This window comes from Brevibacterium sp. RIT 803 (assembly GCF_016892625.1).
Taxonomy (GTDB): Bacteria; Actinomycetota; Actinomycetes; order Actinomycetales; family Brevibacteriaceae; genus Brevibacterium.
The window spans coordinates 42,324-60,417 of sequence record NZ_JAFEMW010000007.1; the positions used below are offsets into that span (position 1 = coordinate 42,324).

An 18,094-nucleotide genomic window follows, 5' to 3' on the forward strand; every position below is an offset into this window, starting at 1 on the left:
AGACACATTCGAATAAAAGACGAACAGCAAATGGCTCGAACATACATCTAGCTATACAAAATCTCAGTAGGACTTAATTGAGGAGCATTCAGCCACAGATGTTTATCCAGTACGGTTTGTTGTTATATGATCCCATTCACCACTGACGCGAGAAGCTGAGCCACCGACGCAGGAACATTCACCACTGACACGAGAGGCTGGGCCACCGACGCAGGAACGTTCACCACTGACACGAGGGCCTGCGCAATCGTCCTGGGAAGCAGTTCCACCGATTCGTTAGACTCGATCCGTGGCAGCGATCGACAAAGACATTCTCCGTTTGGCACTTCCGGCCCTCGGAGCACTGATTGCCGAACCCATCTTCTTGCTCTCTGACACGGCCATGGTCGGCCACCTCGGCGCCGGTGCATTGGGATCGCTGGCGATCGCGTCGACGATTCTGCAGACCGTCCTCGGACTGATGATCTTCCTCGCCTATGCCACCACCCCTCGGGTCGCCAGGCGAATGGGTGCCGGAGACCGCTCCGGTGCCATCAACGCGGGTTTCGATGGAATCTGGCTTGCCCTGTGCACCTCGGTGCTGCTGCTGGCGATCGGGCTGCCTCTGCTCAAGCCGGTGATCGCTGCATTCGAACCCGGTGCCGAGATCGCCGAGGGAGCGCACTCCTATCTCGCCATCTCCTGGTGGGGCCTGCCCTTCATGCTCGTCGTCATCGCCGCCACAGGGCTCCTGCGCGGGCTGCAGGACACGCGCACACCACTCATCGTGGCAGCAGCCGGATGCATCGCCAACATCGGGTTGAACGCGATCTTCATCTACGGCCTCGATATGGGAGTTGCCGGCTCCGCGCTGGGCACCGTCATCGCGCAAGCGGGGATGTGCTCCGTCTATGTGGCGATCTCGATCAGGGCTGCACGACGGTTCCACGCCACTTTCAGACCAGACTGGTCCGGCGTGCTCTCCTCGGCGAAGACCTCCGGCTGGCTGCTGGTGCGCAATGCATCCCTGCGCGCGGCTCTCATCATCCTCGTCTTCCTCGCCACTGCTATGGGCACGACCGAGCTCGCCGCGATCCAAGTCGCGCAGAGCATCTTCTTCGCTCTCGCACTCGCCCTCGACTCACTGGCGATTGCCGGTCAGGCCCTGATCGGACTCCAGCTGGGCGCACGGAACGTCGATGCAGTGGCCGCGATCAACCGGAGGCTGTGTCTGTGGGGCGTCGTCTTCGGGGTCGTCGTCGGTCTCATCCTCCTCGCAGGCGCCGGAATCATTCCCCGCGGCTTCTCGTCGGACCCGGCAGTCGTCGCGCTGATGACGAGCCTCCTTCCCGTGCTGGCTCTGAGCATGCCCATCGCCGGCTATGTATTCGTCCTCGACGGTGTCCTCATGGGCGCCGAGGACGCGAGATATCTGGCTCTGGCACAATTGGTAGCTGTGGGCGGATATGCGATTCTGCTGATTCCGATCGTCCTCTATTGGCCCGGTGCTCTGGGCCTGTGGGCCGCATTCTGCATCGGCTTCGTCGGCCTTCGGGCGCTGACGTTGGGGTGGCGGGTGCGCAATCGCAGTTGGATCGCTCGTGCGGTCGAGAAAGGAACCTCATGAACGAACGTCAGAACCAGGATTCCGCCGAGGCGGCCCGCCGGACCGAACTCAGGTCACGGATCCGCCCGCTGGGTCCAGAGACCCCAGACGAGGCATTCCTACCCTTCCTCGATCTGTGCTTCAACTGGTCTTTGGACAAGCCGAGGATCGACGTCGATGAGCTCATCGAGCGCGACGATGCGGCCTTCTACTTCAAGGACTGGGGGCGCGAGGGCGACATTGCGGTGGCCGCCTACGCGAAGGACCCGAACGGCGGAGACGCCGCCGACGAGCAGCCCGCCGAGGACCAGTCCGCCGAGGACCAGTCCGCCGACGACCACCCTGCAGGCGGACACGACGGTGCCGCGGATTCAGAACCGGAGATCATCGGACTCGCATGGCTGCGTCTGGCCGCGTTCGATGCAGTGATCGAAAAGTCGACCGACACCACCGCCGAAGCGGGTTCGCGCTTCGCCGGGTACGGCTGGGTGGCCGGGGACATCCCCGAGCTCTCATTGGCTGTTCTGCCTGATCATCAGTCTCAGGGAATCGGCGGCATGCTCCTCGACGTGGTGTGCACCTTGGCGAAGATGAGCGGTTTCCCTGCCGTCAGTCTGTCCGTCGAGGACGGAAACGGCGCGGCTCGTCTTTACCACGACCGCGGGTTCGTCACGGTCGGGCGCAATGGAAACGCCGACATCCTCGTCCGTCGGCTCAAGTGACTGAGACGAAGTCAGCAATGACATCAGGAGCCAGCCGAACCAGCTAGGCCAGCCCACCTAGCCGATCCAGCTAGGTCAGCTCAGGCAGCTCCTCTTCGAACAGCCACGGCCGGACAACCTCGGCGAGGTCGCGGCCGACTACACCAGAGACGCACTCGAGGAAATCCGAGGTATCGACCGAAGAATGACGATGCTTCGTCGTCCATTCGGAGATCGCAGCGAAGAAGTCCTCATCGCCGATCTCAAGCCTCAGCGCGTGCAAGCAGAGTGCCCCGCGCTTGTACACACGGTCATCGAACATATCGTGACCGCCCGGGTCGGTGAGCACGAAGTCCTGCGGCTCATCGGCCAGAGCCTCCCGCCAGGTCTGCGCACACTCATGCGCGCTGCTGCGGCCCGATGCCTCCGACCACAGCCACTCCGAATAGCAGGCGAAGCCCTCATTGAGCCAGATGTCTGACCAGCGCCGAGGCGTCAGCGAGTTCCCGAACCACTGATGGGCCATCTCATGGGCGACGAGTCGCTCGGCCTCCCACTCCTCGCCGAGATGGTTGGGGCCGAGCACGGACAGAGGCTGTGACTCAAGGGGGATCTCGAGTTCGTCGTCGGTCACGACCACGTCGTAGCGGTCGAAGGGGTAGGGACCGAACCGTTCGATGAACTCGTTCATCATGGAGTGCTGGATCTGCAGACGAGTGGACGCTGCGGTCCAATGCTCACCGGCGTAGAGACCCAGGGAGACAGGAGAAGGCTCAGCACCATCCTCGGCGTCGATCTGGGCGTGCCGGTAGCGGCCTATCTGTACCGTGGCCAGATAGGTCGCCAGGGGTGTCTGTGACTCGTAGGTCCATGCCGTGCGGCCGGCCTTGCGAACCTTGTCGACGAGTTCTCCGTTGGACACGACCGTATATTCGGATTCCGTGAGCACGCGGATGCGGTACTTCGACTTGTCCGAGGGGTGGTCGTTGCAGGGGAACCAGGTTGAGGCGCCGACGGGCTGCCCGGCCACGAGGACACCGTCCTCGAGCTCTTCCCAGCCCACGTCACCCCAGGTTCCGATCGCGGGCTGCGGGTTTCCGACATAGGAGACGTCGATGCGCACCGATTGGTTCTTCGGCAGGGCATCTGTCGTCAGTCGCAGCTTCTTGCCCCGTGTGGAGTACCGAGCCTTCTTGCCGTTGACGGCGGCCTTCGTGACTCGCAGACCTGTGAGGTCGAGGAGGATCGTCTTCGTCTCCTGCAGCACACGGCCCGTCAATCTCGCATGTGCGGAGAGGCGGTTGGGTCCGATCCGGTAGTCGAGGTCGAGATCATAGTGGTCGATGGTGAGTTCGGCGTTACCGACGTTCGGGGTGTAGGGATCAAGCATCGTGGCGCCGCCTTGGGGTTGCTTCGGGCTCGCTGGATCCGCCCTCAGGAAGTTCTGGTGCATCCACCCAGGGTATGACAGGATTGCCCCTGAAATAGGCGTGGGCCGGCACGAACTCTCCGCGCATGACCAGCGAGGTCGCACCCACCGTGGAATTCGTGCCCAAGCTGGAGGCAGGCAGGATCACGCTGTTGGGCCCCAGAGTCGATCCCTGCTCCAACTCGACGGTGTCCAAGCTCATGACCCGGTCGTGGAAGAGATGGGTCTGGACCACGCAGCCGCGGTTGATCGTGGAGTTGTCGCCCAGGCTGACCAGGTCGGCTTCGGGCAGCCAGTAGCTTTCGCACCACACTCCGTGGCCGATCTTCGCTCCCATGGCCCGCAGGTACCACACGATGGCGGGAGTCCCCACAGCATTCCGCGCGAACCATGGTGCGGCGATGAGCTCGACGAAGCAGTCCGCCACCTCGTTGCGCCAGATGAACGATGACCACAGGGGATGTTCGCCGGCTCTGATGGGACCGGCGCAGATCCACTTGGCCGCGATGGCTATCCCCGCCGCCACCGCACCAGCAGCCATCATCACGATGCCTGAGGTCAGCAGGGCGAGCCCGACAGAGGCTAAGAATGATCCGCCACCGCCAGCCGCGCCACCAGCTGTGCCCACCGCGCCCGTACCGGCCGCGGACGATCCAGCCCCCGGCAATCCGAGGAGGAACTCGATCGTGAGCAGGACCGCGGCGACGAGTGCACCGGCGACCATCACCGAGGTGATCCGCAGGGTCTCGAAGAACGCCCGGGCCGATCTGACGCCGAGCTTCGGGGCATAGGTCAGCGCCTCATCGGCATCGACCGCTGCCCTGCGCAGCTGCACAGGGGGAGAGCCGAGCCACGACGAGCCCTTCTTCGCCTTCGCCGGGGCTGCCGACAGCACGGCAACCAGTGCGTTCTTGGGCACTCGCCGTCCAGGAGAGGCGATACCCGAGTTGCCGAGGAAGGCACGCTTGCCGACCTTCGCCTTGCCGGCTCGCATCCACCCGTGACCGAGTTCGTAGCTGGCCACCATCGTGTCATCGGCCAGGAACGCACCCGCGGCGATGGTCGTCATCTTGGGGACGAACACGACCGTTGAGATCTCGGTGCCCGGGCCCACCTTCGCTCCGAGCAGTCGCAGCCACCACGGGGTGAGCATCGAGGCATAGAGAGGGAAGAGGAGATCACGGGCCAAGTCGAGGAGGCGCTCCGTGGCCCAGACACGGTAGCCGTGAGCAGAACGGACCGGGAACTCTCCCTCCTTCATTCCGATGGACAGCAGCCGCACCGACACGAGGATGAACAGGGCCGTGCAGACGAACCAGATGCAGGCGATGAGAGGGGACCAGGCGAGAACGAGCAATGGAGACTCGACGACGCCGATGCCTGAGACCGCAATCATCAGTGCAATGCCCGGTACGGCAGCCAGATAGGGCAGAGCGGCGTTGAGCTGAGAGCCCACAGCATAGAGCAGGAAGGGCAGCCGACGGCGAGGCGGTGGAGCGGGCCAGCTCTTCTTGGCCTTTCCGATCCGGACAGCAGGGGAACCGGAGTAGATCTGGTTCCGGCGCACCTTGCCGGTCACAGCCGAACCTGCTTCGACCAGTGCGCCTTCACCGATGCGGGTGCCCGGCATCAGTGTGGAGCGAGCTCCGACCGTCGCGTTGGCACCCACGTCGATCGTGCCGATGCGCAGCAGGTCACCGTCGACCCACCAGCCCTTGAGATCGACCTCTGGCTCGATCGCGGCGCCCTCGCCCACGGTCAGGAAACCAGTCACCGGGGGAGCCGAGTGCATATCGGCATCGGAACCGATCCGGTTGCCCAGGAGCTTCGCGTACCAGGTCACCCAGGGGGCGCTGGCCACCGAGACGGCCGCAGCGAGATCGGCGATGTGCTCGGCCAGCCACAGGCGCTTATGCACCCAGCCCGACCGCGGATAGTCACCCGGACGAATACCGAGCATGAGTGCGCGCGCTGCACAGGCGGAGATGAGCATACGGCCCCACGCGGTGACGAAGACGAGGAACAGGGTGGCGACCACAGGCCAGGGGGTGACCGGGAGATCCGCGCCGAGGCTGCTGCCGAGATTCGCGAGCACCATCGCAATGACGACCCACCTGACCCCGCCGAGGATGTGGACCGGTACCGCGAGCAGAGTCTGGAAGGCCTGCATCCCCCTCGAGGTCCGTGTGATCGTCCGCTTCGGGCGCCCGGCTCCCGCCGCGGCTCCGTCGTCGGCGTGGCACAGATTCGCGAGTGCGCCGAAGCGCGGATGGGCATAGATGTCACCGACGGTGACGCTGGGATGCTGGGTCCTCAGCCGGGAGACCATCTGCGCAGCCGCCAGCGAGCCGCCGCCCGAGGTGAAGAAGTCGCTGTCCGATCCCGGCCGCGATCCGAGCACCGCCGACCACTGCTCGGCGATCCACTCGACTTCGGGCTCGAAGGTCTCAGAACTGTCCTCGGTCTCGGCACTGTCGCCCATCGGCCACGGCAGTGCGTTGCGATCGACCTTGCCGGAGGTCTTCGTCGGAAGTTCGTCGATGAGAGTCAGTCGCGGCACAAGAGCCGCAGGCAGCTCGGCCCGAAGTGCCAGTTCCCATCCGGAGATGCGATCCTCGGGATTTTCCGCGCTCGACGCGATGTAGCCGACGAGGATGTCCGAACCCGCCGGAGTCTGCTTGACTGCGGCCGCAGCACCTTCGACATCGGGCAGGGCCTGGAGAGCGGCGTCGATCTCACCGAGCTCGATGCGACGCCCTGCGAGCTTGATCTGCTCATCGGCTCGGCCGACGAAGATCAGTCCCTCGGGGTCGCTGATGACGAGGTCGCCCGAACGATAGGCGCGATCCCAGCCGAGGGTCGGCATCGGAGCGTACTTCTCGGCGTCCTTGGTCGGATCCAGGTAGCGGGCCAGACCGATCCCGCCGATGATGAGCTCACCGGTCTGGCCATCAGCGACTGGGATTCCTGCCGCATCGACGACGGCCAGGGACCAGCCGTCCAACGGCAGTCCGATCCGAACGGGCTCGGAGCCATCGAGTTGTGCCCCGCAGGCCACCACGGTCGCCTCGGTGGGACCATAGGTGTTCCAGACTTCGCGACTCTCATCGCTGAGCCTGCGCCCGAGTTCGGGCGGACATGCCTCACCGCCGAAGATGAGGAGACGCACGGCATCGAGACTGTCGGCGGGCCACAGCGCTGCCAGGGTGGGAACGGTCGAGACGACGGTGATGCCACGTGAGGACAGCCACGGCCCCAGGTCCATCCCGGACTTCACAAGGGCACGCGGCGCTGGGACCAGACAGGCGCCGTGTCGCCAAGCCAACCACATCTCCTCACAGCTGGCGTCGAAGGCCACGGACAGACCGGCCAGCACGCGGTCTCCGGGCCCCAGCGGCTCCTCCTGACAGAACATCGCCGCCTCGGCGTCGACGAATGCGGCTGCACTGCGGTGGGAGACTGCCACGCCCTTCGGCTTGCCCGTCGATCCGGAGGTGAAGATGACCCAGCAGTCATCGTCGGGGGTCGGGCGACGCAGCTCTGAACGTGCGAGCGGACCCCGATCTGTTCGCGACTCTATCGCTCGGTCGGCGGTGATGATGCCTGTGACAGCCGCCTCGGTGAAGACTGTGTGCGCACGCTCATCGGGATCGTCGACGTCGACGGGAACGTATGCTGCGCCGAGCATCATCGTGGCCAGGATGGAGACGTAGAGATCGGCGGAGCCGGAAGGCACTCGGATGCCGACCTTGTCTCCCGGTCCGATGCCGGCAGCGGCCAATTGGAGAGCGAGATCACGGATCTCGACGATCAATTCGGAATAGCTGAGGACGCCGCGCCCGTCATCGATTGCGGGCTGATCACCATGTGTGCCTGCAACCTCGAGGAGGACATCGATGAGCGTACGGTCCTCGCGTGGTCGCGAAGTTGCGGGGAATTGGGCCGAATGTATGGTCACAGGACTTCCGGGTCGGGGCTGGAGAGGGACGACGGCGTGCGTGCCGCCAGTCACCGACCACGACTCTATATCGACAAGGTGTCTCGAATGTGAACAGGACGGTGATGGTATCTCGGACCGTGGGCCTCTTCACTATGGTGCAGGCACTTCATTATCCTTAATCCACCCGCACTATTTTCAATGATGAGGAGAACGTCAATGGTCACAGTCTTCAAGAACGCCAAGGTCTTCGACGGAACCAGGTTCCTGCTGGGGCTGCGAGACATCGTCGTCGACGGGGGAGCGATCTCTTTGGTCACCGAGGGCGGACAGGGCTCACACGATGCCGGAGACACCTATGTCGACTGTGCCGGAAAGACGATCATTCCCGGCGTCATCGACTGCCACGTGCACCTGATGAGCACGGGGGCCAGCAACACCTCGTCATTCCATGATCCGTTCTCGCTGCAGTTCTACAACTCCGTCGACAATATGGAGAAGACGCTCAAGGGCGGAGTGACCACCGTGCGCGATGCCGGTGGCACCGACCTCGGCGCGAAGGTCGCCGTCGAGACGGGCATCGTTCGCGGACCACGTCTGTCGATTGCGGTGAACATCATGTCCCAGACGGGCGGGCACGGAGACTTCCACCTGGTCTCGGGCGCCGATTCGCCATTCTTAGCTCCACACCCGGGCCGGCCCTCGGGTGTGGCCGACGGTCTCGAAGGAGTGCAGCGCAAGACCCGTGAGCTGCTGCGAGCCGGAGCCGATCACATCAAGATCTGCTCGACAGGAGGCGTGCTCTCGCCGCGTGATGATCCCCGGCACTCCCAGTTCACCGAGGCTGAGATCGCAGTCATCGTCGCCGAGGCGGCTGCCCAGGGCGCGCACGTCATGTCTCATGCACAGGGCGCACCAGGAATCAAGAATGCTGTCCGTGCGGGGGTGCGCTCCATCGAACACGGCATCTACCTTGATGATGAAGCCATCGATCTCATGCTCGAAAACGGCACCTTCCTGGTCCCGACCCTGCAGGCGCCGCAGGCAGTGATCAAGGCCGCCGAGGCCGGATCGGCTCTGCCCCAGTCCGTGGTTGACAAGGCGCACTCGGTGATCGAGGCGCACTATGAGTCGATCACGAAGGCCCACGAGGCGGGGGTGAAGATCGCGATGGGCACCGATGCCGGTGTCGGCCCGCACGGTGAGAACCTCGAAGAGATCAGCCTCCTCGCCGGCGTCGGCCTCTCCACCACCGAAGCGCTGGCAGCAGGGACCTCCGTCGCGGCTGAACTGTTGGGACACGACAACGTCGGCCGGATCACTGAGGGGGCGCTCGCCGACCTCGTGGTCGTCGATGGTGACCTCAGCTCCGAAGATGTCAGAGGAATCGAGTCACGAGTGAGCTCAGTGCATTTGGGCGGCGAACTCGTCTGAGGCGTCCGGCCGAGCGGCTGAGCACGACAGCAGGAGCGTACGCCAGGTGAGGGGAGACTAACCTCACCTGGCGTACAATCGTGGCGTGAGCAATCGAAACCATCCGTGCAGTGCGAGGGCATACCGCGGTGCCAGTGCGAACCGCAGTGCCAGGGCACACCGCAGTCCCAGTTCCAACAGCGGAAGCCTCGACGCAGCAGGGTGCAGGGGCGACGATTCACGATGAACCCACTGAACTGGTCGTTTCCCATCGCCGTGACGTGGCTCATCCTGTTCGGCATCATCCTGGCCCGCGCGGGAGGAACCTTCCTCCTGGGGCGGTTGGCACGCAAGGGCATTCGCAGGATCGAACGCATCGACACGATCATGTCCGGTCCGAAATACCGAAAGGCCGAAGCGATGATCGAGCGTTTCGGTGCGCCGGTGATCGCTGTGAGCTTCCTCATGATCGGGGTCCAGACCGTGCTCAATCTGGCGGCTGGAACCAGCGGCATGAGCTACCGCCGCTATCTCCCCGCTCTCGTCGTCGGCGGGTCTCTGTGGGCCCTGATCTATTCGACCGTCGGCCTCATCGGCTTCAAGGCCCTGGCCACGGCCTACCAGGCGGAGCCCGGACTGACGATCGGGCTCGGCGCCGTCTTCGTCCTGGCCATCCTCGGCCTGTTCATCGGGCTGAAGAAGAAGGACGAGCAGACCGAGCCCGCCGCCCACGGCACGGCCTGACCGGTCCTGCTCGGAACTACCTCGGCGTGACAGACCCTCCCAGGGGACAGCCTCGGCGGAGTCAGTCGTGTGGACGCACCGTGAGCTCTTCGGTCATGTCCTCCAGCTCGACTCCCTTCGTTTCGGGAACCTTCCACCAGACGAAGAAGAACGAGAGTATCGCGAAGAAGGCGTAGAAGCCGTAGGCGAAGGTCAGGCTGATATCGGAGAAGATCGGGAACGTCGTCGAAATGGCGAAGTTCGCGATCCACTGGGCCGCAGCAGCCACAGCCAGGGCACCGGCACGGATCCGGTTGGGGAACATCTCGCCCAGGAGCACCCACACCAGAGGGCCCCATGTGGCACCGAATCCGACGACGAACACATTCGCGGAGATCAGCGCGATGATCGACCACGGCGCTTCCAACTGGGCACTGGTGGTGCCATCGGCCGCGGTGGCGAGTTCGGCGAACGAGAATGACACCGCCATCATCGCCAAGGCGATGCCCATCAGGAACGAACCGGCCAGCAGCATCTTCCGACGTCCGACCTTGTCGACGAGGAGAATCGCCACGATCGTCACGACGATGTTCGTCACCGAAGTGATGACCGAGGTCAGAAGGGCGCTGGACTCGTCGAATCCGACCGATTTCCACAGTGTCGTCGAGTAGTAGAAGATGACGTTGATGCCGACGAACTGCTGGAACACGGACAGCAGTATTCCGATCCAGACGATCGGCTTGAGGCCGAGACGTTTGCCTATGAGGTCCTTGAAGGACTCTTTGTCCTCCCGTCGGATCGAGTCGCGGATCCGTTCGATGAGGGAATCGGTGTCGGTGACCCCGGTGAAGACTCGCAGAACTCGTGCGGCTTCGTCCTCTCTGCCACGGGCCACCAGGAACCGCGGAGACTCCGGAAGTCCCAATGCCATGAGTCCGTAGACCAGAGCGGGGAGTGCCTCGACCATGAACATCCAGCGCCAGGTTTCGATTCCGAACCACAGTGGATCGGCTGCTCCGCCGGACAGTGAGGCCAGAAGCGCATTCGACAGGAGTGCCGCGAAAATACCGGTCACGATCGCCAGCTGCTGCAGCGACCCGAGGCGACCACGCACCCGGGCGGGGGACACCTCGGCGATATAGGCAGGAGCGATGACGGAGGCAGCGCCCACACCGAGGCCGCCGACCATGCGCCAGATGATGAGATCTGTGACTCCGAAGGCCAAACCTGAGCCCACGGCAGAGACGAAGAACAAGACCGCCGCGACGACCATGACGGGGAGTCTGCCGTAGCGATTGGCCAGAGAACCGGCGAACCAGGCTCCGAGTGCGCACGCCAGCAGCGCCGAGGAGACGGCGAAACCCTTCAGGCCAGCACTGAGAGCGAACTCCTCTGCCAGGGCGTCGACGGCTCCGTTGATGACAGCCGTGTCGAAGCCGAAGAGGAATCCGCCCAGCGCGGCGGCCAGTGAGATCCCGACGATACGGGAGTTCACCCGTTCTCGACCGTGCAGTCTGCCATCGGGGGATGGGGAATTCTGAGACAAGCGAGTCTCCTCCTGAAGATGACATTCGGCACGCGGCGCGAATGTGACGTCGATGAGCTGCACCCCAGGGTATGCCACCGACATGCTGTTGAGCACGCGACTGTCCGTGAGGTGGGCCACTGCGGGGATCGGACCCGATTGTCAGTAGAGTGGTGCCACGTCATCGTCGACGAGCTCGGTGGAACTCGTCATCACCGTTATGAGAAAGGGACCGCCGGATGGCTGTTGCCTGGTGGAGTATCCTGCCGTTTGTTCTGCTGTTGGGCTGCATCGCAGTCCTGCCGCTCATACCGGCCACTGAGAAGATCTGGGACCGCAATCTCGTCAAACTCTCAGTGGCGTTGGTCCTCGGCGTGCCGATCGCTGTGTGGTTCGTCATCGGCGGAGCCGGTTCCACCGTTTCCCATGCCTTGGTGGAGTACTTCCGTTTCATCGTTCTTGTCGGCAGCCTGTTCGTCGCCTCAGGGGGAATCTTCCTCGTCGGCGATATCAAGGCAACGCCGAAGAACAACACGATCTTCTTGGCGATCGGCGGAGTGCTCGCATCGTTCATCGGCACTACAGGGGCGGCGATGCTGCTCATCCGGCCGATCCTCAACACCAACCAGGACCGCAGGCACCGTACCCACACTGTCGTCTACACGATCTTCATCGTGGCCAACTGCGGTGGGCTCCTGACCCCGCTGGGCGATCCGCCGCTGTTCCTCGGAATGCTGCGCGGCGTTCCCTTCGAGTGGACCTTCGGGCTGTGGCCATACTGGCTGTTCGTCAATTCGCTGCTTCTGATCAGCTTCTATGCACTCGATCGCAGAATGTATGCGAAGGAGCCCGCCGAGGCGCTGGCGAAGGATGCGGAGTACGTCACCAAGCTGGGGCTGCGAGGGGCGAGCGGACTCGCCTTCCTCGCTGTCATCATCATCGCCGTCGCCTTCATCCCCTCGATCGACATGCATGCGGTCGAATCCGGGCACGCGAGCCTGTCGCAGTACGTTCCCTGGCGCGAGGTCGTGATGCTCACAGCCGCAATCGCGTCGTTCCTCTTCGGAGACCGAGGCGCCCGCTTCAACCTCAACAAATTCACATGGACCCCGATTCTGGAAGTCGGAGCACTGTTCATCGGCATCTTCCTCACGATGATGCCGGCGCTGGCCTACCTTGGTCAGATCGCGCACCGGATACCGCTCAATGAGATCTCTCTGTTCGTCTTCACCGGTGGCCTCTCCTCGGTGCTCGACAATGCTCCGACATATGTGACCTTCTTCGAAATGGCCTCTCAGGTGCCGGGGGAGCCTCGGGTGGCTGGGGTTGCAGAGACTCTGCTGATCGCGGTGTCCCTAGGTGCAGTCATGGGTGGGGCGATCACCTATATCGGCAACGGGCCGAACTTCATGGTGAAATCTGTTGCGGACTCGGCGAACGTGGCCATGCCGAGTTTTGGAGGCTATGTCGGGTGGTCGATGTCCCACCTGGCCCCGATCCTGGCAGCAATGGTGCTGCTGTTCATGACCGATGGCGTGTGGTGGAAGCTCCTCGGGGTCCTGTTGACTCTGCTCGTGCTCGGGCGGGCCGGGCTGAATGTGCGAGCAGGCCGACATGAAGCGAAGGAAGGACCGGGCTCGATCGACCGGGCGAGCGAGTCCGGCGAATGAGCCATCGGCCGGGCTCCGGAGCCCGCGCGATAGCCGGCGTCGGTCTCTACTTCAGCTGCAACGGACTCATGTTCGCAGCCCTGTTGCCGTGGTACCCGCTGCTGGTCGAGCGACTGGGACTGAATTCCTGGGAGTTCGGGCTCGTCGTCGCTTCCTTCGCCCTCGGCGCCATCGCCTCCTCTGTCGTCCCGGCGCACCTCATCTCACGGTTCGGAGCCAATGCAGTCGTCGTGGGAGGCACTCTTCTCCTGGGACTCTCCGCGGCCGCCACAGCGTGGTCGGTCAATGGCTGGATGATGGCCGCCTGCCTGTTCTTCGTCGGCTTCTTCGATGCCATTGTGGATGTGGCGCAGAACGTCGTCGGCATCGGGGTTCAGGAGAGCCTGTCGCGCGTCATTCTCTCGTCGATGCACGCGCTGTGGAGTCTCGGAGGTCTCGCCAGCGGTGCTGCTGCCACCATTGCTGCAGGCAACGGCGTGGACATGAGGGTCCATCTGGCCCTGATCGCGGTGGTGTCTTTCATCGTGATCATGTTCGCCCGCAGGCTGATCTCAGACGTTGGCCAGAGCAGACAGCTGGCAGGAACGGGAGTTGACGCTGAAGCCGCAGCCGGTGTCAGCGAACCTTCAACCGGTGCTCGACCAAGTTCGAAGCGTGCGGTTCTGCTGGTGGCACTGCCCCTGGCCGTCGTCGCAATCTGCGGAACGGCTGTGGAGGACATTGCGAACAACTGGTCCGCGATAGCAGCTGTTGAGTTCAGCGGGGTGTCTGCCGCGACCGCCGGAATCGCCTTCAGCGTGGTCATCGGCAGTCAGTGTCTGGGCCGTTTCAGCGGGGACTTCCTGGTCCAGCGCTTGGGCTCAAGCCGGATAGCTCGCCTCGGGGGAGGCCTCATCGCCCTCGGCGGGATCGGTGTCGTCACCGCCGTCGAGCCGATTCAGCTGTTGGTCGGACTGGCACTCATGGGGTACGGATCGGCGACTCTGGTTCCAGGGGCGCTCGGAGCCGCTGCCCACATTCCCGGTGTGGGGAAAGCCGGAGGTGTGACGCTGGTCAATTGGATCATGAGGGTCGGATTCCTGGGCACAAGCCCCTTGGTCGGTATCATCGCCAGCCTCGGCACGCTCCGCTGGGGCTTGTCCGTGCTGATCGTCATCGGCGCTGTCACAATGATCTTCGCTGGCCAGCTCGGAGGAAAGCAGGAACAGGCGGAACGATGACGTGAGACATGACCGGAACGATGTTGCGAGACGGACCTGGGCCAGAAATGAAAAATGTGCCGCGACATCGTAGGAACGACGTCGCGACACATCAGACGGTCGGGCTAGCGGGATTTGAACCCACGACCTCTTCACCCCCAGTGAAGCGCGCTACCAAGCTGCGCTATAGCCCGTATCCGTGCTGCTTCGGAAAGCAACGAGACCCAGCCTATAACGATCCCCGGCCAAGTGCCAAAACCGCGTTTCGTGACCTCGAAAAAACGGGTATCATCCCAGGTAGTCACGTGAGAGGTGGGTGCGAGCCTTGGCTGGTCCCGAGGATCAGTAACATTTCTGTTTCGTGATTGTTATGAAACCACCTCAGGCGGCTATGCTTGGAGGACCAACAAGCTAAGAGGAGTCGACATGGCAAACCTGGATTATCCAGTGACCTTGCGATACTCACGCGACCACGAATGGGTCGAGACCACGGACAACAGTGCGGTTGTGCGGGTGGGTATCACCGATTTTGCCCAGGAACAGCTGGGTGATGTCGTGTATGTCGATCTTCCTGATGTCGGCGATAAGACCACTGCTGGAGAATCCTGTGGTGAGGTTGAGAGCACGAAGAGCGTGTCCGATCTCATCGCACCCGTGTCCGGTTCGGTCACGGAAGTCAACGAAGGACTCGACGACGCTCCCGAGACGGTGAATTCATCCCCATTCCAGGATGGTTGGATGTATCTCGTCGAACTCAGTGATCCAGAGCAGGTTGACGCGCTGTTGGACAGCGAGCAGTACCAAGAGCTCATTAAGAGCGAGGAGGCGTAATGTCGCAGAATAACGATCAAGGTCGTCCCAACCCCTCGCAGACCTGGTATGACAACGGTCAAGTGCCGCAATCGAAGAAGTTTCCGTTCGGCGCCGGCAACGGTGATGAGAGCACGGACCCCGAGACGCGTCATAACCCGGTGATCGACCCATACGGCCAGAACGGCGGCGGCAGCCAAGGCAACGTCCACACCTCTGCCCAGTCGCAGCCACAGGGAGGACCAGCTTCGCAGGAGACACCTCCCTACGGCCAGCAACCGGTGGACAACGGATCGCAGGCACCGCAGTACGGCAATGCTCCGCAGCACAACGGTGGGCAGGGCCCCGGATACGGTCAGTATTCTGCCCCGCAGAACCAGGGACAGCAGGGTCAGTACAACAACGGTCAGCAGCCCCAGTATCAGCAGGGCCAGCAGCCTCCTTATCAGCAGCCGCAGCACCAGCAGGATCAGGGTCAGTACCCTCCACAGGGAAATCAGCCCCAGAGCGGTGGCTATATTCCACAGGATCCCAAAGGTCAGGGCAGCCAACCGCAGTACGGCAATCAGCCTCAGCACGGCAGTCAGCCGCCGTTCGGCAGCCAGGGCCAGAACCCTTACGACGGGAATGGTCAGGGCCAGCAGTACGGCAATGACGGCCCGGTCTCCAACGATTCCGGCAGCCAACAGTTCCACGGAATTCTGGATCCGCATACCGGCGAGATCCACCCTGTGCCTGACCTTGAGGGTCTGCAGGATACAGATGCGCTGCTCGTCGTCGTCTCGGGCCCGGACTCGGGTTCGCAGATTCTGCTCGACACCGATGTGGTGACGGTGGGTCGCAGCCCGAACGCGGACATCTTCCTTGACGATGTCACAGTCTCGCGCAAGCACGCCGAGTTCATTCGAACTCCAAGCGGATTCACGCTTCGCGACACCGGGTCGCTCAACGGGACCTATGTGGGCCGTCAGCTCATCGATTCCATTGAACTGCAGAACGGAGCCGATGTGCAGATCGGCAAGTTCCGGATGATTTTCCAGCAGCGTCCGCGCTCCTGACCGGGGGATAATGTCAAACATCGAAGTTGAGGTTGTTGGTGTTCGCATCGAGATGCCAGCCAACCAGCCGATCCTTTTGCTCAAAGCAACTGAACCGGCCTACTACCTGCCCATCTGGGTCGGAGCCATCGAAGCAAATGCACTCTCGATCGCGCAGCGGGGCCTGACCCCGCCGCGACCGATGGCACATGCGCTGCTGCTCGACACGCTCGAAGCATATGAAACATCATTGGCTGACGTGACAATCACCGGCCGCGATGGGCAGATCTTCCTGGCCGAACTTCATACGAACGATGGAAAGTCGATCTCGGCACGACCATCTGACGCGGTGACACTGGCTCTCACGGCACAGTGCCCCGTCTACGTCGATTCAGAACTTCTCGAAGAGTCCGGAATCGAAGCACCAGCGGCTGACGAAGAGGAAGTGGCCCAGTTCCGCGACTTCCTCGACAACGTCTCGGCCGAGGACTTCGAAACCGGTACCGAAACACCATGAAAGAACGATTGTGAGCCTCCATATCGATCCGGTATTCGCCAACAGAGACAGCGCCCCAGCGGGCACGAACGATTTCAGCGGTCTAGACGACTGGCGTGAGATGAATCCGCAGCAGCAGCCGACCTATCTCGATGGTCAGGCCCTCGACGATTCACTGACCAGCTTGCGCAGCTCTCCTCCGCTGGTCTTCGCGGGCGAGGCCGACGTCCTCAAACAGCGCATTGCAGCTGCTTCTCGCGGCGAGGCCTTCGTCCTTGCCGGTGGTGACTGCGCCGAGTCCTTCGCCGGTGCGCAAGCTGACAAGATCCGCGCCCGAGTTCAGACTGTGCTGCAGATGGCGGCAGTGCTCACCTACGGCGGTTCGATGCCGGTCGTCAAGATCGGTCGCATGGCCGGCCAATTCGCCAAACCCCGGTCCGCGGATATGGAGACGCGCGACGGCGTCACGCTTCCCTCTTACCGCGGCGACATCGTCAACGGCTATGAGTTCACCGAGGAGTCACGCCGTCACGATCCAGCGAGACTGCTGCAGGGATACCATGTCTCCGCGTCCACGCTCAATCTCATCCGTGCCTTCACTCAGGGTGGTTTCGCAGACCTGCGCCTCGTCCATGAGTGGAATCGCGGATTCCTGACATCGAACCCCGGCTACCAGCGCTATGAGCAGACTGCGCGCGAGATCGATCGTGCCATCCGCTTCATGGATGCGTGCGGAGCTGACTTCGATGCGTTGAGGACCACCGAGTTCTACGCCGCTCATGAAGCTCTTCTGCTCGAATACGAACGCGCACTGACGCGGATCGACTCGCGGACAGGCGAGGCCTACGACGTGTCCGGACATTTCCTGTGGATCGGCGAGCGCACCCGTGACATCGACGGAGCCCACGTGGACTTCCTGTCGAAGGTCCGCAATCCGATCGGCGTCAAGCTTGGTCCGACGGCCACCGCGGATGAAGCGCTGGCGTTAGCTGAGAAGCTCGACCCGAGTGCCGAGCCCGGCCGACTGACCTTCGTGACTCGCATGGGCGCAGGGAAGATCACCGAGGCGCTGCCGAAGCTGCTTGCCGGAGTCGGTGACCGTCTGCCGCACGTGACCTGGGTCTGCGATCCGATGCACGGCAACACCATCACCTCGAATACCGGGTACAAGACACGCCGGTTCGAGGATGTCATGGCCGAAGTCGAAGGGTTCTTCAGCGCCCATCAGGAAGCCGGGACCATTCCGGGGGGACTGCACATCGAACTCACCGGTGACGACGTCACAGAGATCATGGGCGGAGCGACTGAGATCGATGACGAGGGCCTGCGCCGTCGCTATGAGACACTCGTCGATCCTCGCCTTAATCACGACCAGTCACTCGAGATGGCCTTCCAGGTCGCGGAGTACCTGACTCGTCGCAACTGATGTGAGTGTCGGCCGACAGGCGTCGACTCGTCTTCTCAGACAACAGCGAAACAGGTGGCCGTGCGAACGAATCGCACGGCCACCTGTGATTTCATTCGGCTTCAGGAAGAGACCCGCAGCGGAGAAGGACCCTGATCGATCAG

At 62.9% G+C, this 18,094-nt stretch carries 13 protein-coding genes and 1 tRNA gene; 10 read left to right on the plus strand and 4 right to left on the minus strand.

The window, feature by feature from the left end:
* Positions 1–289 precede the first annotated feature (289 nt).
* Both JTF07_RS20065 and JTF07_RS20070 read left to right on the plus strand, forming a co-directional pair.
* Positions 290–1,606 (plus strand): MATE family efflux transporter, encoded by a 1,317-nt coding sequence (locus JTF07_RS20065; protein WP_204235958.1) that lies wholly within the window; start codon positions 290–292, stop codon positions 1,604–1,606.
* A complete protein-coding gene (locus JTF07_RS20070) occupies positions 1,603–2,307 on the plus strand; it encodes a GNAT family N-acetyltransferase (protein ID WP_204235959.1) in 705 nt (234 codons plus the stop codon). Before JTF07_RS20065 ends, JTF07_RS20070 begins: the two co-directional genes overlap by 4 nt.
* 70 nt (positions 2,308–2,377) lie before the next feature.
* On the opposite strand, the gene JTF07_RS20075 is transcribed toward JTF07_RS20070, so the two are convergent.
* Positions 2,378–3,676 carry a M1 family metallopeptidase gene (locus JTF07_RS20075; protein WP_204235960.1) on the minus strand — a complete coding sequence of 433 codons (1,299 nt, stop codon included), beginning with the start codon at positions 3,674–3,676 and terminating at the stop codon, positions 2,378–2,380.
* Entirely contained in the window at positions 3,669–7,673 is a 4,005-nt protein-coding gene (locus tag JTF07_RS20080; protein WP_204235961.1) for a non-ribosomal peptide synthetase, read from the minus strand. The genes JTF07_RS20075 and JTF07_RS20080 overlap by 8 nt, the downstream gene beginning before the upstream one ends.
* A 198-nt stretch (positions 7,674–7,871) precedes the next feature.
* Between JTF07_RS20080 and JTF07_RS20085 the strand changes: the two genes are divergently transcribed.
* Both JTF07_RS20085 and JTF07_RS20090 read left to right on the plus strand, forming a co-directional pair.
* Positions 7,872–9,086 (plus strand): metal-dependent hydrolase family protein, encoded by a 1,215-nt coding sequence (locus JTF07_RS20085; protein ID WP_204235962.1) that lies wholly within the window; start codon positions 7,872–7,874, stop codon positions 9,084–9,086.
* Positions 9,087–9,308: 222 nt separating this feature from the next.
* Positions 9,309–9,809 carry a DedA family protein gene (locus JTF07_RS20090; protein ID WP_204235963.1) on the plus strand — a complete coding sequence of 167 codons (501 nt, stop codon included), beginning with the start codon at positions 9,309–9,311 and terminating at the stop codon, positions 9,807–9,809.
* 61 nt (positions 9,810–9,870) lie between these two features.
* On the opposite strand, the gene JTF07_RS20095 is transcribed toward JTF07_RS20090, so the two are convergent.
* A complete protein-coding gene (locus tag JTF07_RS20095) occupies positions 9,871–11,418 on the minus strand; it encodes a sugar porter family MFS transporter (protein WP_252199988.1) in 1,548 nt (515 codons plus the stop codon).
* Between the two features lie 134 nt (positions 11,419–11,552).
* Here JTF07_RS20095 and JTF07_RS20100 point away from each other — a divergent pair, with 134 nt between their 5' ends.
* Together JTF07_RS20100 and JTF07_RS20105 are read left to right on the plus strand one after the other, a co-directional pair.
* The gene (locus JTF07_RS20100) at positions 11,553–12,983 is read left to right on the plus strand and encodes a sodium:proton antiporter (RefSeq protein WP_204235964.1); all 1,431 of its coding nucleotides are present in this window, start codon (positions 11,553–11,555) and stop codon (positions 12,981–12,983) included.
* Complete coding sequence (locus JTF07_RS20105) at positions 12,980–14,203, plus strand: MFS transporter (RefSeq protein WP_204235965.1); 1,224 nt, start codon at positions 12,980–12,982, stop codon at positions 14,201–14,203. Before JTF07_RS20100 ends, JTF07_RS20105 begins: the two co-directional genes overlap by 4 nt.
* A gap of 99 nt (positions 14,204–14,302) precedes the next feature.
* On the opposite strand, the gene JTF07_RS20110 is transcribed toward JTF07_RS20105, so the two are convergent.
* A tRNA-Pro gene (locus JTF07_RS20110) sits at positions 14,303–14,376 on the minus strand.
* A gap of 232 nt (positions 14,377–14,608) precedes the next feature.
* Between JTF07_RS20110 and gcvH the strand changes: the two genes are divergently transcribed.
* The 4 genes from gcvH to JTF07_RS20130 are packed head-to-tail and all read left to right on the plus strand — an operon-like array spanning position 14,609 to position 17,951.
* A complete protein-coding gene (gene gcvH, locus JTF07_RS20115; RefSeq protein WP_204235966.1) occupies positions 14,609–15,013 on the plus strand; it encodes a glycine cleavage system protein GcvH in 405 nt (134 codons plus the stop codon).
* The gene (locus JTF07_RS21060; RefSeq protein ID WP_502710976.1) at positions 15,013–16,050 is read left to right on the plus strand and encodes an FHA domain-containing protein; all 1,038 of its coding nucleotides are present in this window, start codon (positions 15,013–15,015) and stop codon (positions 16,048–16,050) included. Before gcvH ends, JTF07_RS21060 begins: the two co-directional genes overlap by 1 nt.
* A 10-nt stretch (positions 16,051–16,060) precedes the next feature.
* A complete protein-coding gene (locus JTF07_RS20125; protein WP_204235967.1) occupies positions 16,061–16,546 on the plus strand; it encodes a bifunctional nuclease family protein in 486 nt (161 codons plus the stop codon).
* A 10-nt stretch (positions 16,547–16,556) separates the two neighbouring features.
* On the plus strand, positions 16,557–17,951 hold the full coding sequence (locus tag JTF07_RS20130) for a class II 3-deoxy-7-phosphoheptulonate synthase (RefSeq protein ID WP_204235968.1): 1,395 nt from the start codon (positions 16,557–16,559) through the stop codon (positions 17,949–17,951).
* The last annotated feature ends 143 nt before the right edge of the window (positions 17,952–18,094 follow it).

Excerpts from the sequence above, each read along its gene's own strand:
- JTF07_RS21060 (WP_502710976.1), top strand. The coding sequence starts at position 15,013 with ATGTCGCAGAATAACGATCAAGGTCGTCCCAACCCCTCGCAGACCTGG.
- JTF07_RS20075 (WP_204235960.1), bottom strand. The coding sequence starts at position 3,676 with ATGCTTGATCCCTACACCCCGAACGTCGGTAACGCCGAACTCACCATC.
- JTF07_RS20125 (WP_204235967.1), top strand. The coding sequence starts at position 16,061 with ATGTCAAACATCGAAGTTGAGGTTGTTGGTGTTCGCATCGAGATGCCA.
- gcvH (WP_204235966.1), top strand. The coding sequence starts at position 14,609 with ATGGCAAACCTGGATTATCCAGTGACCTTGCGATACTCACGCGACCAC.
- JTF07_RS20090 (WP_204235963.1), top strand. The coding sequence starts at position 9,309 with ATGAACCCACTGAACTGGTCGTTTCCCATCGCCGTGACGTGGCTCATC.
- JTF07_RS20100 (WP_204235964.1), top strand. The coding sequence starts at position 11,553 with ATGGCTGTTGCCTGGTGGAGTATCCTGCCGTTTGTTCTGCTGTTGGGC.
- JTF07_RS20085 (WP_204235962.1), top strand. The coding sequence starts at position 7,872 with ATGGTCACAGTCTTCAAGAACGCCAAGGTCTTCGACGGAACCAGGTTC.
- JTF07_RS20105 (WP_204235965.1), top strand. The coding sequence starts at position 12,980 with ATGAGCCATCGGCCGGGCTCCGGAGCCCGCGCGATAGCCGGCGTCGGT.
- JTF07_RS20070 (WP_204235959.1), top strand. The coding sequence starts at position 1,603 with ATGAACGAACGTCAGAACCAGGATTCCGCCGAGGCGGCCCGCCGGACC.
- JTF07_RS20095 (WP_252199988.1), bottom strand. The coding sequence starts at position 11,418 with ATGTCGGTGGCATACCCTGGGGTGCAGCTCATCGACGTCACATTCGCG.